Genomic DNA, 22,742 nt, shown 5'->3' on the forward strand with positions numbered 1-22,742 from the left:
GTCAGCCCACGAGCGGGCGCAGCCCCTCGACCAGCGGCGTGGTCGGCCGCCCGGCGAGCCGGGCCAGGTCGCCGGTGACGACGTCGAGCGCGCCGCCGGCGATGTTCTGGTCCAGCGCGACGACGAAGGCGGTCGTGCCCTCGTCGAGCCCGGCGCTGCGGAGCGCGGCGCCCTGGGCGTCCGCCGACAGGCGCTCGTAGGTGACCTCACGGCCGAGGACCTCGCCCATCGCGGCGGCGAGCTCGTCGTAGTCCCACGCCGAGTCGCCGCCGAGCTCGTAGGTGCGCCCGGCGTGCTCGGCCGGGTCGGCGAGGACGGCGGCGGTCGCGGCCGCGTAGTCGGCGCGGGTGGCGCTGGCGACCCGCCCGTCCCCGGCCCCCGCGGCGAGCACGCCGCTCTGCCGGGCCCGCTCGAGGTCCGCCGCGTAGTTCTCCGTGTACCAGTTGTTGCGCAGCACCGTCACGGGCAGGCCGCTGGCCCGCAGCGCCTCCTCGGTCTGCGCGTGCTCCGGCGCGAGGACGAGGTCGGTGTCGTCCGCCCTCGTCGCCGAGGTGTACACGAGGTGGCCGACCTCGGCGCGGGTCGCGGCGCCGATGACCGCGCGGTGCTGGTCCATCCGGGCGCCCGGCGTCGACCCGGACACGAGCAGCACCGTGTCGCCGGGCTGCAGGACGGCGTCGAGCGTCGTCGGGTCGTCGTGGTCGACCTGCGCGGTGCGCACGCCGAGGCCGGCGAGCTCCTCGAGGCGGTCGGTCCGGCGACCCGTCGCGAGCACCTGGTCGGCGGGCACCCCGCGGGCGAGCAACGCCTCGACGACGAGGTGGCCCAGGTGGCCGGTGGCTCCGGTGACGACGATCGACATGGGGGTCCTCCGCTCCGGCGCCGTCCCTCGGCGCCACCGAGGTGTGTGAGCGCTGGAGCAGCTCGCTGTCTTCCCTCGGGCGCTCGCCGCGGGGCGAGGGACGTCGCCGGTGGTGGGGCGGTGCCGGGCCGGCGCTGGGGCCCGGCCGGACGCGAGCCGGATCCCCAGGCTCGCCACGCCGCGCCGACAGCGTCCTGACAGGTCGCCCGCGCACCGTCCTGGGTCCCGGCGGAGAGACCGCGCGGGAGGGAGGACTGCCGTGCGCAGGAAGCTGGCCACCATCACCGTCGCGGGCGCGCTCGCCCTCGGGGGCGCCGCCCTCGCGGGCCCGGCGCTCGCGGACACCACGGCGCAGGAGGCGGCCGACGCCGTCACCTCGCGCGTCGCGCGCATCACCGACGCCCTCGGCGGGCTCGTCTCCGACGGGACGCTGACGCAGGACCAGGCCGACGACGTCGCCGCGACCCTCGCCGACGAGCTTCCCGGCCGGGGTGGGCCCGGGGACGGACCGGGAGACGGGGACGGATCGGGAGACGGGGACGGACCGGGGGGCGGCCACCACGGCGGGGGTCTCGTCATGGGCCTCGACGCCGCGGCGGACGCCCTCTCGATGACCCCGGAGGAGCTGCGCGACGCGCTCGCCGAGGACGGCGCGACGCTCGCCTCGGTCGCCGAGGACCAGGGCGTGAGCACCGACGACCTCGTCGCGGCGCTCGTCGACGCCGCCCAGGCCCACCTCGACGAGGAGGTCGCCGAGGGCGACCTCACGCAGGCCGACGCCGACGCGCGCGCCGCCGACCTCGAGGACCGGATCTCCGAGCTGGTGACGCGCGAGCTCCCGGACCGCGGCGACCACGGGCCGGGTCACGGTCCGCGGGGCGACCGCGGCGGCTCCGGCACGACCGACGACGGGTCGACGGACGGGTCGACGGGAGGCTCCACGGACGGGACGACGCCCGAGGGCGGGACCACCGCCACGCCGTCCGGCTGGACCTACGCCGCCTGAGCGGGCTCCCCGGCCGTCCTCAGGCGTCCCGGGTCGCGGTGAGGGAGAAGGTCAGCGGCAGGTGGGCGCGCTGCTCCCCGGGCAGCGCCCACGCCGACCCGTGCTCGCCCGTCACCTCGACCATGTGCGGGAACGCCTTCCACGGGAGGAGGTCCTGCTCACCCAGGGAGGTGATCCGCAGCCCGGCGTCCAGGAGCACGGTGACCACCTCCGACAGCGGGTGCTTCCACTCCCACGTCTCGGTGCTCGTGAGGCGCACGTCGCTCTCGACGTAGGTCTGGTCGCCGTACCAGCGCTCCGGGGTGCCGCCGAAGTAGGGGCGCGCGAGGACGAGGCGGCCGTCCTCGTGGACGTCGTCCAGCGCGGCCATGACGGGGTGGCCGTCGCGGACGAAGAACAGGCCGCCCGGCCGCAGCATCGCCGCGACGGTGCGACCCCACGCGGGGAGGTCGGGGAGCCAGCACAGCGCACCGATGCTCGTGTGGACGACGTCGAAGGTCCCGGTGACCGCGTGCTGCGCGGCCGTGACCTCGCTCTCGACGAACGTCGCCGCGAGGCCGGCCCGCTCGGCGAGCGACCGTGCGGCGGTGATCGCCGAGGGCGAGAGGTCGACGCCCGTCACCCGAGCCCCGCAGCGGGCGAAGGACAGCGTGTCCGTGCCGATGTGGCACTGCAGGTGCAGCAGGTCGAGGCCCTCGAGCGAGCCGCCGGGCAGGTGCGGCGCCATGAGCGCCAGGTCCTGCCGGGCCACGTCGCTGAGGCGGTGCGGGTCGGCCACGAAGGCGTCGGTGCCGTAGCCGACGAGGTGGATGGGCACGCGCTCCTCCCAGTTGCGCAGGTTCGCCGCGACCTCCGGGGGGAGACCTGCGGACGAGGTGCTCTCGAGCGGGGTACGGGCGGCGTCCACGGGAGGAGACCGTAGGGACCGGCGAGGTCGAGCTCGACCGGGTTCCCGGTGCTGCCGCCGTCAGTGCCTGCGCCGGGAGGCTGCTCGCCATGACCGTCCTGCGCTCGGCTCCCCTGCTCGCGCTCGCCGCGCTCGCCGCGCTCGCCGCGCTCGCCGCGCTCGCCGAGATCGGCGGCGCCTGGCTGGTCTGGCAGGCCGTCCGCGAGGGGCGGCCGTGGTGGTGGGCCGGGCTCGGCGTCCACCTCCAGGGTGCCGCCCGACCGGCGGTGCCGCAGGGTCTCTCCATGGCGAAGGACGACCGGCCCGAGGGCCTCGACGACGTGTGGGACGACTGGCAGGACGCGGTCACCATGACCCCGAAGCAGCTCGAGGAGTGGCTCGAGACGGACGAGTCGATGTCGGTGGGGGACACGGGCGGCAAGGGCGAGTCGACCGGGCACGAGAGCGGCCGGCGGATCGTGACGATCCTGCGCACGAAGAAGGACGACCTCACCGAGGACGACGTCGCGCACATGAGGAAGGTCGTCGGCTACGTGCACCGCCACCGGGCGCAGGAGCCGACGGAGGAGGACGTGAAGACCTCGAAGTGGCGCTACTCGCTCATGAACTGGGGGAACGACCCGCTGGACGACTGAGCTGAGGTCGGGGCCGGGCCCGGGGCCGGGCGGGCGGGGCCCGTGACCCGCTCGGCCCACGCGCGTGCGCCGAGCGGGTCTCCTCGACCGCTCGTGCGGGCGCGGGCCGCTCCAGGGTCGGGCCGACCGCGCCGACGCCCCGGCCATGACCAGCGATCCGGGCCTGCGCCCCCACAGCTCGCGACCCACCGCCGCCCGTCCGACCACCGGTCGCCTCCGCCGCACCGCCGCGGTGGTCGTGGCGGTGGCGGCCCTCTCGACCGTCGCCGCGGCCGGCCCTGCGCTCGCCGCGCCCCCGTCCTCGTCGGCGGCCGTCGCGCTCGGCTCGGTGACGGCGCTCGCGACGCCGGTGCCGCGCCCGCTCGTCACGTACACCGGCCCGCCGGAGGCGCTGGCGAAGTACGTCCCGCAGATCTCCTGCGACCCGGTCGAGAAGCCCGGCACCGTCGCCCTGCGCGAGCTGCTGCGGACCACCTACGGCGGGAACACCGGCGGCATCACCCGCGCCTGCTCGTCGTCGACGACCGAGCACTCCGACGGCCGGGCCTACGACTGGATGCTCGACGCGACGAAGCCGGCCGACGCGGCCAAGGCCGCCGCCCTCATCCAGTGGCTCGTCGGCCCCGACGCCCAGGGCGTCACCGCCGGCAACGCCCGCCGCCTCGGCGTCATGTACGTCATCTGGGACCGCAGGATCTGGGGCTCCTACAACGGCGTGTGGAAGGCCTACAACGGCGCGAGCCCGCACCGCGACCACGTCCACCTCTCCCTCAGCTGGGACGGCGCCATGAAGCGCACGTCCTTCTGGAGCGGCACCACGCTCGCCGGCCACGACTACGGCCCCTGCCGCGTCTACACCGGCGAGCCCGTCCCGAGGTACGCCGGGCGCAACACCTCCCCGTGCCCGGCGGCCGTCGCCCGTCCGACGACGCCCACCCCGACCCCGACCCCGACCCCGACCCCGACCCCCACGCCCACCTCGACGCCCACCCCGGCTCCCGCCCCCACCACCATCGCGGCGAAGTACGCCGCGCTCGGCGGGGAGAAGGGCGTCCTCGGCCGCCCGACGACGCCGGAGCGGACGCTCTCGAAGCCCACCGGGACCTACCGCCACTTCGAGCGGGGCTCGCTGTACGACAGCCCGTCGACCAGCCCGAGCCTCGTGCGCGGCGCCGTCCGCGACCGCTGGGCCGCGATGGGCTGGGAGCGCTCGGCGCTCGGCTTCCCGGTGGCCGACGAGCGGACCACGTCCGACGGCCGCGGTACCTACAGCCAGTTCCAGGGCGGCGTGGTCTACGCGAGCGCGGCCACGGGCGCCCACGAGGTGCTCGGCCCGGTGCGGGACCGGTGGGTCGCCCTCGGCGCGGAGCGCTCCTCGCTGGGCTACCCGACGTCACGGACCATCCCGACGGTCTCGGGGACGACCAACTTCTTCGAGCACGGCGCGATCCGCTGGAACGCCACGACGAAGCAGGTGGCCGTCCAGCTGACCTGAGGCGTCTTCCCCGCGAGGCGACCTGCAGATGTCGGGCGCCGCACGGATCCGCCCTGGTCAGAGCGTCGTGGTCCCGGGCGGGGACGACGTCTGCAGGTCGCCTCGCGGGCGCCCGGGCTGCTCAGCGTCCGCGCCGCCGGAACTGCCCCGGCGTCTCGCCGGCGAGGCGGGCGAACTGGCGGGTGAAGGACGGCTGGTCGTAGAAGCCGCAGGCGGTGGCGACGTCGGCGAGCGGGGTCTGCGTCGTCGTCAGCAGGTCGGCGGCGCGGTCGATGCGGGTGCGTAGCACCAGCTGGCGGGGGGAGAGGCCGAACACCCTGCGCACCCGGCGCTCCAGCACGGCGACGGAGCAGCCGGCGACCGCGGCGAGGTCGGCCGTGCGCGGCGGGTCGGCGACCGACGCCTGGACCAGCTCGACGACGCGGGTGAGACCGGTGAGCGCCGGGTCGGCGTCGTCGGCCGCGCGCAGGTCCTGGCTCAGGCTCACCAGGCCCAGCACCACGCCGTCCGCACCCCGGACCGGGAGCTTTGTCGTGAGGTACCAGCCCGGCGCGCCGCCCTCCCGGCGGATGAGCTCCAGCTCGTGCCGGAGCGGCTCGCCCGTGCGCAGGACGGCGGCGTCCTGCTCGTCGTAGCGCTCGGCGAGGTCGACGACGAAGAGCTCGCGTGCGGTGCGGCCGACGACGTCACGGCGCGAGCGCTCGCCCGTCCGCCGGACGAAGGCGTCGTTGACGGCGACGTACCGGCCGCCGGCGTCCTTGGCGCAGAACATGACGTCGGGGGTCTCGTCGAGGAGGTCGAGCAGCGCGGGGGCCAGGGCTTCGGCGGGCCAGCCGCCGGGGAGGCGTACGACACCGGCGTCGCCGTGGTCGGGACCGCTCGTCATGGGAGTCGGGACCGTACAAGACGGGACCGCCGGGGCAGGCGCACCCTGAGGGCATGACGCTGACCGACCCCTCCCCCCGCTCGGCGACGACGCCCGGCGGCGGCTCCTCCACCCTCCGCGGGCTGCAGGAGCAGCGCCGCGCCTGGGACGCGGCGGTCGCCGCCGTCCCCACCGCGCCCGTCGACGACGTCGTCGAGCGCTGCGTCGAGCCGGCGCTGGCGCGGGCCGCCCGCTGGGTCGAGGCGACGAAGGGCCCGCAGGCGGCCGACGAGCGCAAGGCCACCGAGCGCCTCGCCTCCCTCGTGCACGACCCGAAGGGCGTCGACATGACGATGCGCTTCGTCGACAAGGTCGCCCGCCCCGAGGACGACGCCGTCGCGGCGCGCGAGCTGAACGCCATGGTCGACGCCGAGCTGCCCGACTTCCTGTCGGTCCCCGACCGGCTGATGATGGCGGCCGGTGCCCGGGTCGCCCCGCTGCTGCCGCGCGTCGCGATGCCGCTGGCCCGGGCCCGGCTGCGCCAGCTCGTCGGGCACCTCGTCGCCGACGCCGGCGACCGCCCGCTCGGGCGGCACCTCGCGAAGGCGGCGAAGGACGGCGTCCAGCTCAACCTCAACCTCCTCGGCGAGGCCGTCCTCGGCCACGAGGAGGCCGACCGGCGCCTGGCCGCGGTCCGCCGGATCGTCGAGCGCGAGGACGTCGACTACGTCTCGGTGAAGGCGAGCTCGGTCGCGGCGCAGCTCGTCCCGTGGGACGTCGAGGGCAGCCGGGACCGCCTGGTCGAGCGGCTCCTGCCGCTGTACCGGCTGGCGGCGTCGCGCTCGCCGCACGTCTTCCTCAACCTCGACATGGAGGAGTACAAGGACCTCCACCTGACGGTCGACGTCTTCGAGCAGCTCGTCGCCACGCCGGGCCTGGAGCAGCTCGAGACCGGGATCGTCCTGCAGGCCTACCTGCCCGACGCGCTGCCCGCGCTGGAGCGCGTCACGGCGCTCGCCCGGGCCCGGGTCGAGGCCGGCGGTGCGCCGGTCAAGGTCCGCTTCGTCAAGGGCGCGAACCTCGCGATGGAGCACGTCGACGCCGAGCTGCACGACTGGCCCCAGGCGCCCTACGCGACCAAGGAGGACGTCGACGCCAGCTACGTGCGGCTGCTCGACGTCGCGCTGACGCCGGAGCGGACCCGGTGGGTCCGCATCGGCGTCGCGAGCCACAACCTGCCCGACGTGGCGCTGGCCGTGGAGGTCGCGCGGGAGCGCGGCGCGCAGGACGGCCTCGACGTCGAGATGCTGCAGGGCATGGCGCCGGCGCAGGCGCGCGCCGTCCAGGCCGACGCCGGCCGCCTCGTGCTCTACACGCCCGTCGTGCACCCCGAGGACTTCGACGTCGCCGTCTCCTACCTCGTGCGCCGCCTCGAGGAGAACGCCGCACCGCAGAACTACCTGTACGCGCTCTTCGCGCCCGAGTCCGCCGGCGGCGCCCCGCTCGCCGACCAGGTGCAGCGCTTCCGCGACTCCGTCCGCCGTCGCTTCGAGGTCGCCGCCGGACCGCGGCGCACCCAGGACCGGCTGGCCGAGGAGGCGCACGGCGCGCCGACGACGGGCGGCGCGCCGGACGAGGAGCGCGCGTTCGCCGGCGAGCCCGACACCGACCCGTCGCTGCCGGCCAACCGGGTGTGGGCGCAGCAGGTGCTCGCCCGGGACCCGGGTCCGGTGCGGGCGGAGGTCGTCACGGACGTCGCCGCGGTCGACGCGGCCGTCGAGCGGTCCCGCGCGGCGGGGGAGCGGTGGGCGCGGACCCCCGCGCGCGAGCGCGCCGCCGTCCTGCGCCGCGCCGGCGACCTGCTGGCCTCGCGCCGCGGCGACCTCGTCGCCGTCATGGCCCACGAGGCCGGCAAGACCGTCGCCGAGGCCGACCCGGAGGTCTCCGAGGCCACCGACTTCGCCCGGTACTACGCGGGCAGCGCGCTCGAGCTCGAGCGGGTGGCCGGTGCCGCCTTCACGCCGGCCCGCGTCGTCGTCGTGACGCCGCCGTGGAACTTCCCCGTCGCCATCCCGATGGGTGGGGTGCTCGCCGGGCTCGCGGCCGGGGCCGGCGTCGTCATCAAGCCGGCGCCGCAGGTGGTGCGCTGCGCCGAGGTCGGCCTCGAGCCGATCCAGGCCGCGCTCGCCGAGGCCGGCGCCCCCGACGGCCTGCTGCAGCTCCTGCGCACCGACGAGGGCGACGCCGGGCGGCGCCTCGTCACCCACCCGAGCGTCGACGCCGTCGTGCTCACGGGCGCCTCGGGTACCGCGCGGCTGTTCCGCTCCTGGCGGCCCGACCTGCGCCTGCTGGCGGAGACGAGCGGCAAGAACGCCCTCGTCGTGACCCCGTCGGCGGACGTCGACCTCGCCGTCGCCGACGTCGTCCGCTCGGCCTTCGGGCACGCCGGGCAGAAGTGCTCGGCCGCGAGCCTGGTGCTGGCCGTCGGCAGCGTCGCGCGCTCGGACCGCTTCCGCCGCCAGCTCGCCGACGCCGTCCGCTCGCTGCCCGTCGGGGACGGCACGGACCTGGCCACGGTGATGGGCCCGGTGATCGAGCCGCCGAGCGGGAACCTGCTGCGCGCGCTGACGACGCTGGAGCCGGGGGAGTCGTGGCTCGTGGAGCCGCGGCAGCTCGACGGGACGGGGCGCCTGTGGTCGCCGGGCGTGCGCGAGGGCGTGCGTCGTGGCTCGTGGTTCGCGACGACGGAGTGCTTCGGCCCCGTCCTCGGCGTCGTGGCCGTCGCCGACCTCGAGGAGGCCGCCGCCGTCGCCGCGGAGACCGGGTTCGGCCTGACCGGTGGCATCCACTCCCTGTCCGACGACGAGGTGGACCGCTGGCTCGCGACGGCGCCCGTCGGCAACGCCTACGTCAACCGGCACATCACCGGCGCGGTCGTGCAGCGCCAGTCCTTCGGCGGGTGGGACGGCTCGTCCGTCGGCCCGGGCGCCAAGGCGGGCGGCCCGAACTACGTCGCGCAGCTCGGGACGTGGGCGGACACGGGGGCGGCGCCGGCGACGGACGGTCGCGCGCTGACGCCCGAGGTCACCGCCGTGCTCGCCGGGGTGACCGACCGCCTCGCCGGGGAGGACCTCGCGTGGCTGCGCGCCGCGGCGGCCTCGGACTCCCGCGCCTGGGCCGAGGAGGTCGGTGTCGAGCATGACGAGACCGGGCTCGAGGTGGAGGAGAACACCTTCCGGTACCGGCCCCTGCCGCGGCTGCGGGTGCGGTGCGGGCCGGGGACGACGGCGCGCGACGTCGCCCGCGTCCGGCTCGCGGCCGCCCGCACCGGCACGCCGCTGGAGGTGAGCGTCCCGGAGGGGCCGGGCCGCACGGGCGCCGAGGACCTGCGGGCCCTCGCCGCGGCGGGGGCGCACCCGGCCCCGCGGGTGCACGTCGTCGTCGAGGACGCGGCCGCGCTGGGCGAGCGGCTGGCCGGCGGCGAGCGGCTGCGGGTGCTCGGCGGCCTCGAGCCCGAGGTCGCCCTCGCCGCGGCGGAGGCGGGCACGAGCGTCGTGCCCGGGCCGGCGCTCGCCGCCGGGCGCCGGGAGCTGCTCACCGTCGTCCGCGAGCAGGCGGTCAGCCGCACCCGGCACCGCTTCGGCCACGTCCAGCGCCCGTCGCGACCGCAGGGCGCCGCCCAGGCCTGAGCCCGCCTCCGGGCAGGCGGGCAGGCGGGCGGGCGGTAGGCGGTAGGAGGCGCGGGCCCGAGGATGGGCTCGTGACGACCGCCCCCGCCCGCTCGCCCGTGGGGGAGCGCGAGCCCGGCTCCCTGGAGCGCTCGGTGCGCGGGGCGTGGACGCTGCTCCGCGCCTCCGACCCCGGCCTCGTCCGGCTGCGGACCGCCGCGACGACGCTGCTGGCCCTGGCGACCTCGCTGGGGGTCCTCACCGCCGTCATGCGCGTCTGGGGGCAGCCCGTCACCTCGGCGCTGCTCGGCGTCGTCGTGGCGATGATCTCCTCGGTCGCCGTCCGGGGCGAGGACCCCCGGGCGCGGGGCGTCACCGTCGCGCTCATGGTGCCGGTGGCCGGGGCGTCGGTGAGCCTCGCGGCGGTGCTGAGCTCCAGGATGCTCCTGGGGGACGGCGCGTTCGTCCTCGTCATCGTCGGCGCGGTGCTCCTGCGCCGGCTCGGGCCGCGGGGAGCCCCCGTGGGGTTCGTCGCCTTCATCGGCTACTTCTTCGCCCTGTTCCTGGGCGCGACGCCCGGGCAGCTGCCCCCGCTGCTCGTGTCCGTCGTCGTCGGGGCGGGCGTGAGCTGGACGGTGCGGACGCTGCTGCGTCCCCGGCACCCCTACCGCGACCTCCGGCGGGTGCTGGCGGCCCTGGGCCTGCGCGCGGGGGCGGTCTTCGACGTCCTCGCCACGGCGGCCCGCTCCGGCTCTCTGGCCGCCGCGGACGTCCGGCGCCTCGACGACCGCCTACGGGCCACCGCCGAGGCGGCGCTCATGGTCGAGCAGCGGCTGGAGGAGGCGGACGGGAGGCTCGTGCCGTCGCTCGACAACGACGCCATGGACGTCCGCGTCGTCGACCTCCAGCTCGCCGTCGAGCGCGTCGCGGCGCTGACGACGCAGCTCCTCGACGGCCGGGACCTGCCGGGCGACCACCGGGCCCGGCTGGCCGAGGCGCTCGAGACGCGGCACCGGGCGATGCACCCGCGCCTGCACGCCCCCCTCGTCCCGGCACGCACGGGCGGCGGCGAGGCGCCGGACGACGACCCGGGGACGGCCGACCTCCGCCGACGGCTCGTCCGCGCCGTGGACCGCTTCGACGAGGCCTGGACGCGGGTGCGCCACCCGGGCGCGCAGGACGCCGACGACGCCCTGCCCGAGCGCGGCGGCGAGGACGACGAGCCGGACCGGTCGCCGGGGCCCGACGACCCCGACGACCCCGACGAGCGGCGCCGGGCCCGGCGGGAGACGGCGCGCGAGGCGCTGCAGGTGGGCGTGGCCGCGGTCGGCGCCATCGTCGTCGGCGAGCTCCTCTCGCCCGCACGGTGGTTCTGGGCGGTGATCGCGACCTTCGTCGTCTTCATCGGCACGTCGACGCGGGAGGAGACGCTCCGCAAGGGGTGGCAGCGCGTGGTGGGGACGCTGGCAGGCGTCGTCGCGGGGGTGCTGGTCGGGGCCCTGGTCGGCGGGGACGTGGCCGTCTCGCTCGTGCTCGTCGGCCTCTGCCTCTTCGGCGCCGTCTTCATGATGCCGGTGTCCCAGGGCGTCACGGTCTTCTTCTTCACGACGTTGCTGGCGCTGCTCTACGGGTTGCTGGGCACGCTGACGGTGGACCTGCTGGTGCTCCGCCTGGAGGAGACGGCGGCGGGCGCGGCGGTCGGGGTCGCCGTCGCCTTCCTCGTGCTGCCCGCCCGGTCGCGGACGCGCACGGACGAGCAGGGACAGGAGGCGCTGCACGACCTGGCCGAGCTGCTGCGCGCCGCCGGCGCGGGGCTGGCCGGCGACCGGGCCGCGGCGGGCGGCGCCGCGCGGGTGCTCGACATGTCGCGGTCGCTGCGCGACGCGGTCGTGGAGCTCCGGACGACGGCGCGCCCGGTGACCGGCGGCCTCCTCGGGCGCACGCGGCGGAGCGGCGCGCTGCGCACGGTGCGGGTCCTCGGGGTGTGCGAGCACCACGCGCGCGCCCTCACCCGGGTCGTCGACCGGCTCGCGGGCGGCCCCTCCCGCGCCGCGCACCCCGGGCTGGGCGACGCCGCGCGTGAGGTCGCCGCCACGGCGGACGCCGTGGCGGCCGCCGCGGCCGGCGGTCGCGGGGGCGACCGGACCGACGGCGGCGAGGTGGCCCGGCCCGCGACGGACGCGCTGGACGCGGCCGACCGGCGCAGCGCCGCGGCCGCCGACGACCCGGACGCCCTGCCCGGCGGCGCCGACGGGCCGACCCGCGCGCTGTGGCTGTCGGCCGGGCGCCACCTGCGCGCCGTCGACGAGGCCCTGCGCGAGCTGGTCGACGAGGGGGGCCGGTGGGCGCAGGGCGGCGGGGAGCGCTCCCGGCTCCTACGGTGACGGCATGAGCGCCCCCAGGGTCCTGTTCGTCGGCGGCAGCGGCGTCATCAGCTCGGCCTGCTCCGCCCTCGCCGTCGAGGCGGGGCTCGACCTCACGGTCCTCAACCGCGGGACCACGTCGACCCGGCCGCTGCCCGAGGCGGCGCGCGTCGTGCAGGCCGACGTGCGCGACCCGGCGTCGGTCCGGGAGGCGCTGGGGGAGGAGGAGTTCGACGTCGTCGTCGACTGGGTCGCCTTCACCCCGGACCACGTGCGCACCGACGTCGAGCTGTTCGCCGGGCGCACCGGTCAGTACGTCTTCATCAGCTCGGCCTCGGCGTACCAGACGCCGCCGCTGCGGGTCCCGGTCACCGAGTCGACGCCGCTGCGGAACCCGTTCTGGCAGTACAGCCGCGACAAGATCGCCTGCGAGGACCTGCTGACGCGGGCCTACCGCGAGGACGGCTTCCCGGTGACGGTGGTGCGCCCGTCGCACACCTACGACAAGACCCTGCTGCCCTTCGACGGCGGCTGGACGGTCGTGGACCGGATGCGCCGCGGCGCCGAGGTCGTCGTGCACGGCGACGGCACCTCGCTGTGGACGCTCACCCACCACCGCGACTTCGCCGCCGCCTTCACCGGGCTGCTGGCCAACCCGCGGGCGATCGGCGAGGCGGTCCAGATCACCTCCGACGAGGCCCCGACGTGGGACCAGATCTTCCGCACGGTCGCCGCGGCCGCCGGTGCCGAGCCGCGCCTCGTGCACGTCCCGTCCGACGCCATCGCCGCGGAGGACGCCGAGTGGGGCGCCGGCCTGCTCGGCGACAAGGCGCACTCGATGGTCTTCGACAACAGCAAGGTGAAGGCGCTCGTCCCCGGCTGGGTCGCGACGACGCCCTTCGCCACCGGGGCCCGCGAGATGCTCGAGTGGTACGACGCCGACCCCGCGCGGCAGGTCGTGGACGCGCACATGGACGCCGTCATGGACCGGCTCGTGGAGGCGCACCGCCCGCGCCGCTGACGCACGGACGTCGAACAGGTGTTCGACGTCCGTGGCAGGATGGCCGGGTGGCAGGGGGCATGACGGCGGGCCGGGGTCCGCAGCGCGGGCAGCCGACGGCGACGACGGCGGCGGGCCGGGTGCTGCTCGGCCGCGCCGGGCCGCCCGGCGTGGAGGGCGCGGGCAGCCGTGGCGTCCCCTCGGGGCCGTCGGCGCCACCCCCCGTCGAGGAGGAGGGCCCGGCGCCGGACGCCCGCGTCCCGACGGCGAGCCCGGCCGAGGTCCGGCGCACGCAGCGGCACTGCTGGGTGCTCCCCGGCGAGGACGACGGCCTCGACGAGCCGCTCGCGGGTGTGGTCGCGGAGTGGCGGTCCACGCCGACCGGGTGGCTGGGTCGGGTCGTCTACGCGCTGGGTGACGACGAGACGGCGACCGTCGTCGAGTCCTGGCTCACGGCCGAGCAGCTCCGACCGGCGTAGCACCCGCGGTCGGTGCTTGAGCGCTCACGTACATCGGCGTACGCTCGTCCCAGCGGGCCCGCCGGTGACCCGCACGGCCTGCGGGCCCCGTGCCCTGGAGCGACCGATGCCGAACCTCTTCCGCCCCGAGCGCCCGGGGGCCGCGTGGGACGAGTTCCTCGCCGGCCACGGCGCGCTCACCCGGGAGCGCCGCGCGTGGACGCCGGCCGACGGGCCGATGCCGGCGCTCTACCTCAGCCACGGCGCCCCCCTGCTCTTCGACGACCCGCTGTGGATCTCCCAGCTGTTCGGCTGGGCGCAGCAGCTGCCGCGGCCGACGGGGGTCGTGATCGTCAGCGCGCACTGGGAGTCCGCGCCGCTGAGCCTGTCCGCGTCGGCGGCGGGGACCCCGCTCGTCTACGACTTCGGCGGCTTCGCGCCGCGCTACTCGACGATGCGCTACGCGACGCCGGACGCCTCGGCCCTCGCCCGCCGCGTCGCCGCCGCCATGCCGGACGCCGAGCCGCTGCACCAGCACGCGACCCGGGGCCTCGACCACGGCGCCTGGGTCCCGCTGACGATCATGTACCCGGACGCCGACGTCCCCGTCCTGCAGCTGAGCATGCCCACGCACGACCCCGCCCGGCTGCTGGACCTCGGCCGTCGGCTGCGCGCGCTGCGCGACGAGGGCGTCCTCGTCGTCGGCTCCGGCTACATGACGCACGGCCTGCCGTTCCTCACCCGCGCGATGGTGGAGCGCAACGAGGTGCCGGCGTGGTCGGCCGACTTCGACGCCTGGGCCGCCGACGCGCTGGCCCGCGGCGACGTCGACACCCTCGCCGACCTCACCAAGGCGCCGGGCATGCCCTACGCGCACCCGACCGTGGAGCACTACACGCCCCTGTTCATCACCCTCGGCGCGGCCACGGACCCGACCGCCCCGCCGACGACCGTCGTCGACGACTTCCAGATCGGCTTCGCCAAGCGGTCGATCCAGGTCGCCTGACCTCCCGGCGCCTGCGACGGGTCCGCGTCCTCGTCCGTCGGGGCGCGTCGACCCGGTCGCCACCGGACCAGGTGACGGCGTGCGGCCCTCGCCCGTCCCCGCAGGTCGACGTGCGACCGTGGGCGCCACACGACCCCCCGAGGAGCCCCCATGCGCACCGCCCGCACCGCCGCCCCCGCCGCGCGGCGCCCCCGCCGCACCGGCCGGACGTCCGTCGTCCTGATCGCCGCGGGCACCCTCGCGCTCGCCGGCTGCAGCGGTGCGGACGACGACGCGCCGGACGCCGCCTCCTCGGCCGCGGCGGCGTCCCCCTCGACGTCCGCGTCCGCCGGCGCGAGCGCGGCGCCCACGGACCCGGCGCCCACGGACCCGGTGGACGGGACCAGCGAGGCGGCGCAGGCGGTCGCGGACTCCCTCGCCGCCGCCCGGGACGCCGGCACCGGCGCCTTCGACTTCTCCTCGCAGACGGACGCGGGGGGCCAGACCGTCGTCGCCACCGGCGAGGGCACCTTCGACACCGGCAGCCAGGCGCTGGACCTCCGGCTGTCCTCCCAGCTCCCCGGCCAGGGCGAGGTCGCCCTCGAGCTCCGGCAGGTGGACGGCACGGCGTACGTCTCCGGCCTCCCGGGGCAGCCGGCCGACCAGTGGGTCTCGGTGTCCCTGGAGGAGCTCGGCGCGGCCGGGGGCCCGCTCGGCGGGGCCGACCCCTCGCAGCAGCTCTCGCTCCTCGAGCAGGCCGGGGACGTCGAGGAGGTCGGGGCCGAGGACGTGGACGGCGCCGCGACGACGCACTACCGCGGCGAGGTCGACCTCGAGGCCGCGGCGGAGGGCGCGCAGCAGGAGGGGGCCGACCTCGACCAGCTGCGGCAGCAGTACCAGCAGCTCGGCCTGTCGACCATCCCCTTCGACCTCTACGTCGGGCAGGACGGGCTGCCCGTGCGGACGGCGACGACCGTGGAGACGTCGGCCGACAGCCAGCAGGTGTCCTCGCAGTCCACGGTCGACTTCTCCGACTGGGGCACCGACGTCGCCGTCGAGGCGCCGCAGGGTGCCGTCCCGCTCTCCGAGCTGCAGGCGTCCGCGGCGCCGGCGACCCCCGCCGGCTGAGCCGGGCGCCGGGCCCAGCTGCCGGGGCCGGCTGCCGGGTCCGGCCGAGGGCCGCGGCTCGCCGCGCGGGCGCGGGGACGGGCTGGGACGCTGCGGGGTCACCGCGCGCGGCCCCGGGCGCGGACGTCGACCCCAGGAGGCCCCCGTGCTCGTCCGCCCTCGCGACGGCCGCGTCGTGGCCGGCGTCTGCGCCGGTCTCGCCGACCGCTTCGGCACCAGCCGCACCCTCGTGCGTGTCCTCTTCGTGCTCTCGTTCCTGCTGCCCGGCACCCAGCTGATCGCCTACGCCGTGCTCTGGATCATCATGCCGTCGGCCGGGTCGGATCGGGCCGGACGCCGTGGCCGCGGCTCGTCCTGACGCCCTCGTGCCCCGCGCGCGTCCGGCACGTCACTGGACGGCGGACGTGAGGCGCGCGAGGTCGTCCACGGTGCGCCGCCAGAACCCCCGGCGGGACCAGTCCTCGAGCGTCAGCTCGCGGCTCTTGGCGCGGTAGTCGTCCTCGACGTCCCGCAGCTCGCGGGCGAACTGCCGACCGAGCACGAGCAGGGTGAGCTCCAGGTCCAGCTCGAAGGAGCGGATGTCGAGGTTGCTGGAGCCGACGACCGCGATCTCCTCGTCGACGCTCATGTGCTTGGCGTGGAGGATGTACGGCGGGGGGTACAGCCAGATCCGCACGCCGGCCCGCAGCAGCGTCTCGTAGTAGGACCGCTGGGCGTGGAAGACGAGGACCTGGTCCCCGATCTCGCCGACGAAGAGCTCGACCTCGACGCCGCGCTCCGCCGCCGTCGTCACCGCGGTGAGCAGGGACTCGTCCGGCACGAAGTAGGGGCTCGTGATGGACAGCCGCCGCTGGGCGCCGTAGATCAGCGAGTTGAAGAACTTGAGGTTGTTCTCCCCCTCGAACCCCGGCCCGCTCGGCACCACCTGGCAGTGCAGCCCCTTCTCCTCGACCGGCTGCGGCAGGGGGTCGGCGGCGGGGGCGACGATCTCGTCCGTCTCGCTGTACCAGTCGGTGACGAAGAGGGCGTCGACCTCGTGGACGACCGGCCCGTGCAGGCGCACGAGGAGGTCCTCCCACAGCAGGCCGCGCTTGATGGCGGCCCGCTTGTTGTAGGTGCGGTCGATGAGGTTCAGGGAGCCGACGTAGGCCTCGACGCCGTCGACGACGACGAGCTTGCGGTGGTTGCGCAGGTCGGGCCGCTGGTAGCGCCCCTTGAGCGGCTGCACGGGGAGCATGAGGCGCCACCGGGCGCCGATCCGGTCCAGCTCGGCGAGCGTCTGCCGGTACCCCGGGTAGCGCCAGGTGCCGATGTGGTCGAGCAGGACGCGGACCTCCACCCCCCGCGCGACGGCCTTCTCCATCGCGTCGAAGAAGGGCCTCGTCGCGTCGTCGCAGGAGAAGATGTAGAACTCGACGTGCACGTAGCGCTGCGCCCGGTCGAGGGCGGCGGCGAGCTCCGGCACCTGGTCCTCGTAGCAGGCGATGATGTGCGCGTCGTTGCCGGGCAGCAGGGGCATGGCCCCGAGCCGGTGGTTGAGCGCGGTGACGCCCTCGACCCACGGCGGCCAGGGGTGCGCGACCACGTCGGCCACGTGGGAGGCGCGGACGGCCTCCTCGATGAGCTGGTTCATCTCCCGCTGCTTCTCGCGGCGGTGCCGGGGCAGCTTCGGGTTCCCGATGAGCAGGAACGCGATGACGCCCAGCGAGGGCACGAAGAAGACGAGCAGCAGCCAGGCCATCGCGGACGAGGGACGACGCTCTCGCGGGACCACGGCCAGCGCGACGACGCGGATGACGACGTCCACGACCGCGACGACGGTCGCGACGACGAGCGAGACCTGCGACAGGTCGATCTGCATGGAGGCTCCGGGGCCGCGCACCTCCCCCGGTGGGCGGTGGCCGCCCGAGCGTACGAGGACGGCCGAGGGCCGGGTCGTCGTGGACCACGTCGGTGGGCGCGCACCGGCGCCGGGCTCCTCGCGGTGCGCCGTCGGTGCGCGCGGCGGCGCGCCTCCGGTGCGGCCGGCCCGGTGGTGGCCCTATCCTGGTCACGTCGACCCCGGTCGAGCCGTCCCCCCCGTCGGCTCCCGGGGTCGGCGTACGTCCCGGGCCGGTCGGCCGTGGCGGGCTCGTGGTGCGGCGGGGCGGTCCGACCCCCGACGATGGGGCCTGTGACCCCCTCTGACGACCTCGGACCAGCCGCCGCTGACGGGGTCGTGGGTGACGGGGCCCCGGGTGACGGGGTCGCGGGAGAGGGGGCCGCGGTCGCCCTGGACGACGACGACCCGACGCTGCTGCGGATGCGGGGCGAGGTGGACCTCCACGCCGTCGAGACGGCCGGCGCCGGGCTCGAGGAGGCGCTGCGCCGGGTCGAGGTCGTCGAGGCGGAGGAGGTGACCTTCATCGACTCGATGGGCCTGCACTGCCTCATCACCGCGGCCGTCGCCGCACGCGCCCGCGGCGAGAAGGTCAGGCTCGTCCGGCCGTCCCGCCCGGTCGTGCAGATGCTCGACATCACCGCGATGACGGACTTCTTCGACGTCGAGGCCTGACCGGGGGCGGCCGACGGTCGGCTCAGCCGCCGTCCGGGCGGCGAGGGGCGGGCAGCCCGGGACGCCGTGACGGCGCGAGCAGGTCGCCGCCGTGGCCGCCGCGCACGAGGTCGGCGACCCCGCTGCTCGTCGTCCGGTCGCCGACGTGGGCGCCCTGGACGGCGTCGCAGCCCAGGGCCACGGCGGCCCGGTGGGCCGTGACGTCGTCCACGCCGTCCGCCACGACCCGCAGCCCGAGGCCGTGGCCGAGGCCGGTGACGGCGCGCACGAGCCGTGCGTCGTCGGGACGGCCCGCGCCGAGGGAGACGACGAGGGCGGGGTCCACGACCACCTCGTCCACGGCGAGGGCGCCGAGCGCCGCCACCGAGGAGCGGCTGGCCCCCACGCCCGTCACGGACACGGCGACGCCGAGCGCCGCCACGCGGCTGACCGCCGCGGCCGCGGCGGCGGGGTCGGCGACGACGTCGGCGTCGGCGACCAGCAGGCGCAGGTCGCCGGGCTCGGCCCCCACGTCCGCCAGCGCGGCCGTGACGAGGTCGACGAGCCCGGGTCGGCCGAGGGCCTCGCCGGGGACGGCGACGGCGGCCTGGACGCGGACGCCCTCGGCGCGCCACGTCGTCGTCGCCGCCAGCGCCCGCCGCAGCAGCACGTGCACGAGGTCCGGGGCGACCGTCGTCCCCGCGGCCAGCTCGACGGGCGCCCGACGGCGGCCGTGGCGCGCCCCCGCGGCGGCGGGCGCGTCGGGGCCCCAGACGAGCTCCGCCGTCGCGGTCGTCCAGCGCCCGGTCCGGACGTCGAACTGCGGCCTCCAGCGCAGCTCGAGGCCCCCGGTCGTCGGTCCCGCCACCTCCTCCGCCCCCGGCCGCGCCCCCGGCCGCGGCCCCGGCCCGGCCCCCGGCCCCGGCCCCGCCCCGGGCGCCGGGGCCAGCGCGCCGCGCAGCGCCGCGCGCAGGGCGGCGAGGTCGGCCAGGCGCGCCCCCTCGCGCTCGTCGGGGTCCACGACGGCCACCCCGGTGCCGGTGTCCTGGGCGACCTCCAGCGCGGCGTCGACCTCCGCGAGCAGGCGGTCGGCGGTCGCGCGTGCACCGCCGGCGTCGTGCGCGCGGGCGGACGGCTCGGGCGCCGAGGTCGCCGTCGACCCCCCGACGCCCACGGAGGCCTCGACGTCCAGGAGGGCACCGGCGACGACGACGCCCTCGGACAGGGCGCTGCGGACGCGCTCGCCCACGCGGCGGGCGCTGGCGGCCGTCCCGCCCGGCAGCAGCACGGCGAGACGTCCCTCGGGCAGCCGGACGACGACGTCCCCGTCCCGGACGGCGCCGGCGGCGCGCGTCGTCACGGCACGCAGGAGGTCCGCCTCGCCCCCGCCGGCGCCGTCGCGACCCTCCCCGGGGACGAGGGCGACGAGCAGGAGCGCCAGCGGGGCGTCCGGGTGGTCCTGCAGGTGCGCCACGAGGAGCGCGCGCAGGCCCTCGCGGTCGGCGCTGCGGACCTCCGGCCCCGGCGGCGCCTGCCGCGCCTCGGCCCGCCAGGAGACGAGGGCGACGGTCCCCGCGGCGGCGAGGGCGACGAGCTCCGCCGCCGTCTCGGCGCCGGTCGGGGCGGGCAGGTCCGCGACCGGTGCGGCGAGGCGACCGGCGAGGACGGTGGCGAGCACGGCGAGGACCGGCGGGGCCGAGCGGTGCAGGGAGGCGAGGACGACGACGAGGAGCAGGTGGGCGGTCGTCACGGTGGTGGGCAGGCCGCCGGTCGGCAGGCCCGTCAGGGGCGTTCCCGCGACGAGGGGAGCGGCTCCGACGCCCAGCCCCCCGGCGGCCAGGGCGCCGAGGGCGAGGGCGGCCGCGGCCAGCCCGGCGCCGGCGGCCGCGGCGGCCACGGCGCGCGGGACGTGCAGCCGCGGGACGAGGAGCGGGACCGTCGCGACGGCGAGCAGGGCCATGACCGCGGTGGCCGCCGCCACGAGACCGGGCACGGCGGCCTCGCCGACGAGCGCCGCCGCGGCGGCGAGCAGGGCGGCGTGGACGGACAGCACCCCCGCCAGCAGCCCCTGCCGGCGCCGCCAGGCGCGCGCGGACGGGCGGCGGCGGCCGCGGCGCCGGGCGACGGCGCGCACGGCCGCGAGCGCCCGGCGCGGGGCCGGGCTCGGGGAGGCGCTCACGGGCGGGGCATCGGCACGTCGGCCCCGGGCCTTGAGCCGGGCTCGGGCGCCCCCGTGCCCGCGACGGACGGAGCCCGGCCTCCGGCGCGTCCGGCGCGCGGCAGGGCCCGTCGCGGTCCACCCTGAGCGGTCGAGAGCAGGGCCGCGCACGGCCGCCGAGGGCCCCGGCCCCACCGAGGAAGAGGAACACCGGCCCATGTCGGACACGCACGCCAAGGCCCGGACCGCACCGCCCCCGGAGGACCCGCGCAAGCCGGACAGCCCCGACGACCTCACGAAGCCCACCGTGAGGTACGTGCTCGGGCGCACGGTCCGGGAGTTCTCCGAGGACGGGTGCACGGACCTCGCGGCGGCGCTCGTGTACCGCGCCGTGCTCGCGCTCTTCCCGGCGCTCATCGCGCTCATCTCGCTGCTGGGTCTCGTCGGGCAGAGCCAGGCGGTCGTCGACGGGCTCACCCAGGTCGTCAGCACCCTGTCGCCGGACGAGACGACCGCCTCCGGCATCAACGGCGCCGTCGAGACGTTCATCGGGGGCCTCAGCACCGGCGGTGCCGGCCTCGGCCTCGTCCTCGGCATCCTCGGGGCGCTCTTCACCGCCTCGGGCTACGTCAACGGCTTCTCGCGCGCGATGAACCGCATCTACGAGGTCGAGGAGGGGCGCCCGATCTGGAAGGTGCGCCCGGTGATGCTGCTCGTCACCCTCGTCGCGGTCCTGCTCATCGCCCTGGCCCTCGTCATCCTCGTCGTCAGCGGGCCCGTGGCCCAGGCCGTCGGCGACGTGGTCGGGCTCGGCGGCGTGGCCGTCACGGTGTGGTCGATCGCCAAGTGGCCGGTGCTGCTGGTGATCGTCGTCGTGGTCGTGGCGGTCCTCTACTACGCGACGCCCAACGTGCAGCAGCCGAAGTTCCGCTGGATGAGCCTGGGATCGCTCGTCGCGATCGTCGTCTGGCTCGTGGCGTCCGCCGTCCTGGCGGTCTACGTCGTCAACTTCGGCAGCTACGACGCCACCTACGGCGCCCTCGCCGGTGTCATCGTCTTCCTGCTGTGGCTCTACGTGACGAACATCGCGCTCCTCTTCGGCGCCGAGGTCGACACCGAGGTCGAGCGCGGGCGCGAGCTCCAGGCGGGCATCCGGGCGGAGGAGACCATCCAGCTGCCGCCGCGCGACACGAGCGTCAGCGACAAGAAGGCCGCCAAGGCCCGCGAGGACGTCGACGAGGGCTACGAGCTGCGCCTGCGCAGCGGCGGGGAGAGCCGGGCCGAGCAGGCCGACCGCGAGGCGCGGGAAGCGCGCGGGGACGTCTCCTGAAGGCGGAGCGGGACCAGCGGGAGGGCTTCGTCTCCGGCCTGCTCGAGGCGGCCCGGGCGCGCCTGTGGCCGACGCCGCTGGCCTTCATCGCCCTCGCCCTCCTGGCGGGCACGCTCCTGCCGCTGCTGGACGAGGTCGTCGACGACGACCTGCCCACCTTCGTCAGCGACGTCGTCTTCGGCGGGGGTGCCTCCGCGGCGCGCGACGTCCTCGCCGCCATCGCCGGCGCCTTCGTCACGGTGACCTCGCTGACGTTCTCCTTGACCGTCGTGACGCTGCAGCTCGCGAGCAGCCAGTACTCGCCGCGGCTGCTGCGCACCTTCGCCGGCGACCGCGCCGTGCAGCTCACGCTGGGGCTCTTCCTGTCCGTCTTCGTCTACGCCCTCGTCGTCCTGAGGACGGTGCGGGAGCCGCTCGACGACGGCGGCGGCTTCGTGCCCCAGCTCTCGGTGACGCTGGCGGTGCTGCTGGCCGTCGGTGGCGTCGTCGGGCTCGTGCTGTTCCTCGCCCACCTCGTGCGGCGGATCCGGATCGAGCCGATCCTCGTCGACGTCCGGGCCGAGGCCATGGTCGCCGTCACCGGCAGCGAGCGCGCCGAGCCGGTGCCGGCGTCGCTGCAGGAGCGCACGGACGGGCTGGTCGTGCGCGCCGGGGAGACCGGCTTCGTCGCCCGTCTCGACCGCGACGCGCTCGTGGAGCTGGCCCGCAGCCGGGACGCCGTGCTCGACCTCACCGCCACGCCGGGGGCCCTGCTCGTCCGCGGCGACCACCTCGGCCGCCTGCTCCCCGGCGTCGCCGCGGGCAGCGAGACCCGCTACGCCGACGAGGAGCTGGAGCGCGCGGTGCGCTCGGGCGTCGTCATGGGGGAGGAGCGCACCTCCGCGCAGGACCCCACGTACGGGCTCCGGCAGATCGTCGACGTCGCCGTCCGGGCCGTGTCGCCGTCCCTCAACGACCCGACGACGGCGGTCCACGCGCTCGCGCACCTGGCCGACGTGACGGCGGCGGCGCTCGAGCACGGCGTCGGCGACGCCCTCCTGCGGGACGAGGACGACGTCGTGCGCGTCGTCCTGCGCCGCCAGGGCGTGCCCGAGGTGCTGGACGTCGTCGTCGGCCAGCCGCTGCTGTACGCCAGCGAGGACCCCGTCGTGCTCGTCGCCCTCCACGAGCTGCTCGCCCGTGCGGCGGCGGTCGTGGGCGGGGCCCCCGACCAGCTGCGGCACGTGCTCGCGGCGCGCGACCGGGTGGTGCGGGCCTCGGAGGACTTCCGGGACGACGCCCGCTGGCGGCAGATGCTCGACGAGGCGGCGGCGCGGGTCGACCAGGCCGCGGCGGGGCACGCCTGACCC

18 protein-coding genes and 1 pseudogene are annotated in these 22,742 nt (G+C 77.0%); 14 read left to right on the forward strand and 5 right to left on the reverse strand.

Going from position 1 to position 22,742, the window contains the following annotated elements; translation table 11 throughout:
* Position 1: 1 nt before the first annotated feature.
* Entirely contained in the window at positions 2-862 is an 861-nt protein-coding gene (locus tag WDZ17_RS01110) for an NmrA family NAD(P)-binding protein (RefSeq protein WP_339573284.1), read from the reverse strand.
* A 259-nt stretch (positions 863-1,121) separates the two neighbouring features.
* Between WDZ17_RS01110 and WDZ17_RS01115 the strand changes: the two genes are divergently transcribed.
* Positions 1,122-1,868, forward strand: a complete 747-nt coding sequence (locus WDZ17_RS01115) for a hypothetical protein (protein ID WP_339573285.1) — start codon at positions 1,122-1,124, stop codon at positions 1,866-1,868.
* A gap of 19 nt (positions 1,869-1,887) precedes the next feature.
* On the opposite strand, the gene WDZ17_RS01120 is transcribed toward WDZ17_RS01115, so the two are convergent.
* Positions 1,888-2,775, reverse strand: coding sequence for a class I SAM-dependent methyltransferase (locus WDZ17_RS01120; protein ID WP_339573286.1), 888 nt, complete (start codon positions 2,773-2,775; stop codon positions 1,888-1,890).
* A gap of 89 nt (positions 2,776-2,864) precedes the next feature.
* Between WDZ17_RS01120 and WDZ17_RS17410 the strand changes: the two are divergent.
* The 3 genes and pseudogenes from WDZ17_RS17410 to WDZ17_RS01130 form a co-directional block, all read left to right on the forward strand.
* Positions 2,865-3,002, forward strand: a pseudogene (locus tag WDZ17_RS17410) (hypothetical protein); the annotation flags it as partial.
* A gap of 57 nt (positions 3,003-3,059) precedes the next feature.
* Positions 3,060-3,410 carry a DUF3140 domain-containing protein gene (locus WDZ17_RS17415; RefSeq protein ID WP_422631774.1) on the forward strand — a complete coding sequence of 117 codons (351 nt, stop codon included), beginning with the start codon at positions 3,060-3,062 and terminating at the stop codon, positions 3,408-3,410.
* A 145-nt stretch (positions 3,411-3,555) separates the two neighbouring features.
* Positions 3,556-4,905, forward strand: coding sequence for an LGFP repeat-containing protein (locus tag WDZ17_RS01130; RefSeq protein ID WP_339573288.1), 1,350 nt, complete (start codon positions 3,556-3,558; stop codon positions 4,903-4,905).
* Between the two features lie 121 nt (positions 4,906-5,026).
* On the opposite strand, the gene WDZ17_RS01135 is transcribed toward WDZ17_RS01130, so the two are convergent.
* Positions 5,027-5,791, reverse strand: coding sequence for a helix-turn-helix domain-containing protein (locus WDZ17_RS01135; protein ID WP_339573289.1), 765 nt, complete (start codon positions 5,789-5,791; stop codon positions 5,027-5,029).
* Positions 5,792-5,844: 53 nt separating this feature from the next.
* On the opposite strand from WDZ17_RS01135, the gene WDZ17_RS01140 reads away from it, so the two are divergent.
* The 7 genes from WDZ17_RS01140 to WDZ17_RS01170 all read left to right on the forward strand — a co-directional run bounded on the left by WDZ17_RS01140 (position 5,845) and on the right by WDZ17_RS01170 (position 15,730).
* On the forward strand, positions 5,845-9,459 hold the full coding sequence (locus tag WDZ17_RS01140) for a proline dehydrogenase family protein (protein WP_339573290.1): 3,615 nt from the start codon (positions 5,845-5,847) through the stop codon (positions 9,457-9,459).
* Positions 9,460-9,530: 71 nt separating this feature from the next.
* Positions 9,531-11,822, forward strand: a complete 2,292-nt coding sequence (locus WDZ17_RS01145) for an FUSC family protein (protein WP_339573291.1) — start codon at positions 9,531-9,533, stop codon at positions 11,820-11,822.
* A 4-nt stretch (positions 11,823-11,826) separates the two neighbouring features.
* Positions 11,827-12,822 (forward strand): SDR family oxidoreductase, encoded by a 996-nt coding sequence (locus WDZ17_RS01150; protein WP_339573292.1) that lies wholly within the window; start codon positions 11,827-11,829, stop codon positions 12,820-12,822.
* Positions 12,823-12,869: 47 nt separating this feature from the next.
* Positions 12,870-13,280 (forward strand): hypothetical protein, encoded by a 411-nt coding sequence (locus WDZ17_RS01155; RefSeq protein WP_339573293.1) that lies wholly within the window; start codon positions 12,870-12,872, stop codon positions 13,278-13,280.
* A 106-nt stretch (positions 13,281-13,386) separates the two neighbouring features.
* Positions 13,387-14,265 (forward strand): dioxygenase family protein, encoded by an 879-nt coding sequence (locus WDZ17_RS01160; RefSeq protein WP_339573294.1) that lies wholly within the window; start codon positions 13,387-13,389, stop codon positions 14,263-14,265.
* A 150-nt stretch (positions 14,266-14,415) separates the two neighbouring features.
* The gene (locus tag WDZ17_RS01165) at positions 14,416-15,372 is read left to right on the forward strand and encodes an SCO4651 family lipoprotein (RefSeq protein ID WP_339573295.1); all 957 of its coding nucleotides are present in this window, start codon (positions 14,416-14,418) and stop codon (positions 15,370-15,372) included.
* Positions 15,373-15,517: 145 nt separating this feature from the next.
* The gene (locus WDZ17_RS01170; RefSeq protein WP_339573296.1) at positions 15,518-15,730 is read left to right on the forward strand and encodes a PspC domain-containing protein; all 213 of its coding nucleotides are present in this window, start codon (positions 15,518-15,520) and stop codon (positions 15,728-15,730) included.
* A gap of 30 nt (positions 15,731-15,760) precedes the next feature.
* On the opposite strand, the gene cls is transcribed toward WDZ17_RS01170, so the two are convergent.
* Positions 15,761-17,233 (reverse strand): cardiolipin synthase, encoded by a 1,473-nt coding sequence (cls, locus tag WDZ17_RS01175; protein ID WP_339573297.1) that lies wholly within the window; start codon positions 17,231-17,233, stop codon positions 15,761-15,763.
* A gap of 312 nt (positions 17,234-17,545) precedes the next feature.
* Here cls and WDZ17_RS01180 point away from each other — a divergent pair, with 312 nt between their 5' ends.
* Positions 17,546-17,926 carry an STAS domain-containing protein gene (locus WDZ17_RS01180; protein WP_339573298.1) on the forward strand — a complete coding sequence of 127 codons (381 nt, stop codon included), beginning with the start codon at positions 17,546-17,548 and terminating at the stop codon, positions 17,924-17,926.
* A gap of 22 nt (positions 17,927-17,948) precedes the next feature.
* On the opposite strand, the gene WDZ17_RS01185 is transcribed toward WDZ17_RS01180, so the two are convergent.
* Positions 17,949-20,084 (reverse strand): EAL domain-containing protein, encoded by a 2,136-nt coding sequence (locus tag WDZ17_RS01185; protein WP_339573299.1) that lies wholly within the window; start codon positions 20,082-20,084, stop codon positions 17,949-17,951.
* 196 nt (positions 20,085-20,280) lie between these two features.
* Here WDZ17_RS01185 and WDZ17_RS01190 point away from each other — a divergent pair, with 196 nt between their 5' ends.
* Positions 20,281-21,393, forward strand: coding sequence for a YihY/virulence factor BrkB family protein (locus WDZ17_RS01190; RefSeq protein ID WP_339573300.1), 1,113 nt, complete (start codon positions 20,281-20,283; stop codon positions 21,391-21,393).
* 62 nt (positions 21,394-21,455) lie between these two features.
* On the forward strand, positions 21,456-22,739 hold the full coding sequence (locus tag WDZ17_RS01195; RefSeq protein ID WP_339573511.1) for a DUF2254 domain-containing protein: 1,284 nt from the start codon (positions 21,456-21,458) through the stop codon (positions 22,737-22,739).
* The last annotated feature ends 3 nt before the right edge of the window (positions 22,740-22,742 follow it).

Source organism: Pseudokineococcus basanitobsidens (assembly GCF_037482545.1).
Classification (GTDB): Bacteria; Actinomycetota; Actinomycetes; order Actinomycetales; family Quadrisphaeraceae; genus Pseudokineococcus; species Pseudokineococcus basanitobsidens.

What these genes read in the sequence shown, in the direction of transcription:
- WDZ17_RS01110 (WP_339573284.1), bottom strand. Translation starts at nt 862, where the DNA reads ATGTCGATCGTCGTCACCGGAGCCACCGGCCACCTGGGCCACCTCGTC.
- WDZ17_RS17415 (WP_422631774.1), top strand. Translation starts at nt 3,060, where the DNA reads ATGGCGAAGGACGACCGGCCCGAGGGCCTCGACGACGTGTGGGACGAC.
- WDZ17_RS01130 (WP_339573288.1), top strand. Translation starts at nt 3,556, where the DNA reads ATGACCAGCGATCCGGGCCTGCGCCCCCACAGCTCGCGACCCACCGCC.
- WDZ17_RS01135 (WP_339573289.1), bottom strand. Translation starts at nt 5,791, where the DNA reads ATGACGAGCGGTCCCGACCACGGCGACGCCGGTGTCGTACGCCTCCCC.
- WDZ17_RS01140 (WP_339573290.1), top strand. Translation starts at nt 5,845, where the DNA reads ATGACGCTGACCGACCCCTCCCCCCGCTCGGCGACGACGCCCGGCGGC.
- WDZ17_RS01150 (WP_339573292.1), top strand. Translation starts at nt 11,827, where the DNA reads ATGAGCGCCCCCAGGGTCCTGTTCGTCGGCGGCAGCGGCGTCATCAGC.
- WDZ17_RS01160 (WP_339573294.1), top strand. Translation starts at nt 13,387, where the DNA reads ATGCCGAACCTCTTCCGCCCCGAGCGCCCGGGGGCCGCGTGGGACGAG.
- WDZ17_RS01165 (WP_339573295.1), top strand. Translation starts at nt 14,416, where the DNA reads ATGCGCACCGCCCGCACCGCCGCCCCCGCCGCGCGGCGCCCCCGCCGC.
- cls (WP_339573297.1), bottom strand. Translation starts at nt 17,233, where the DNA reads ATGCAGATCGACCTGTCGCAGGTCTCGCTCGTCGTCGCGACCGTCGTC.
- WDZ17_RS01190 (WP_339573300.1), top strand. Translation starts at nt 20,281, where the DNA reads ATGTCGGACACGCACGCCAAGGCCCGGACCGCACCGCCCCCGGAGGAC.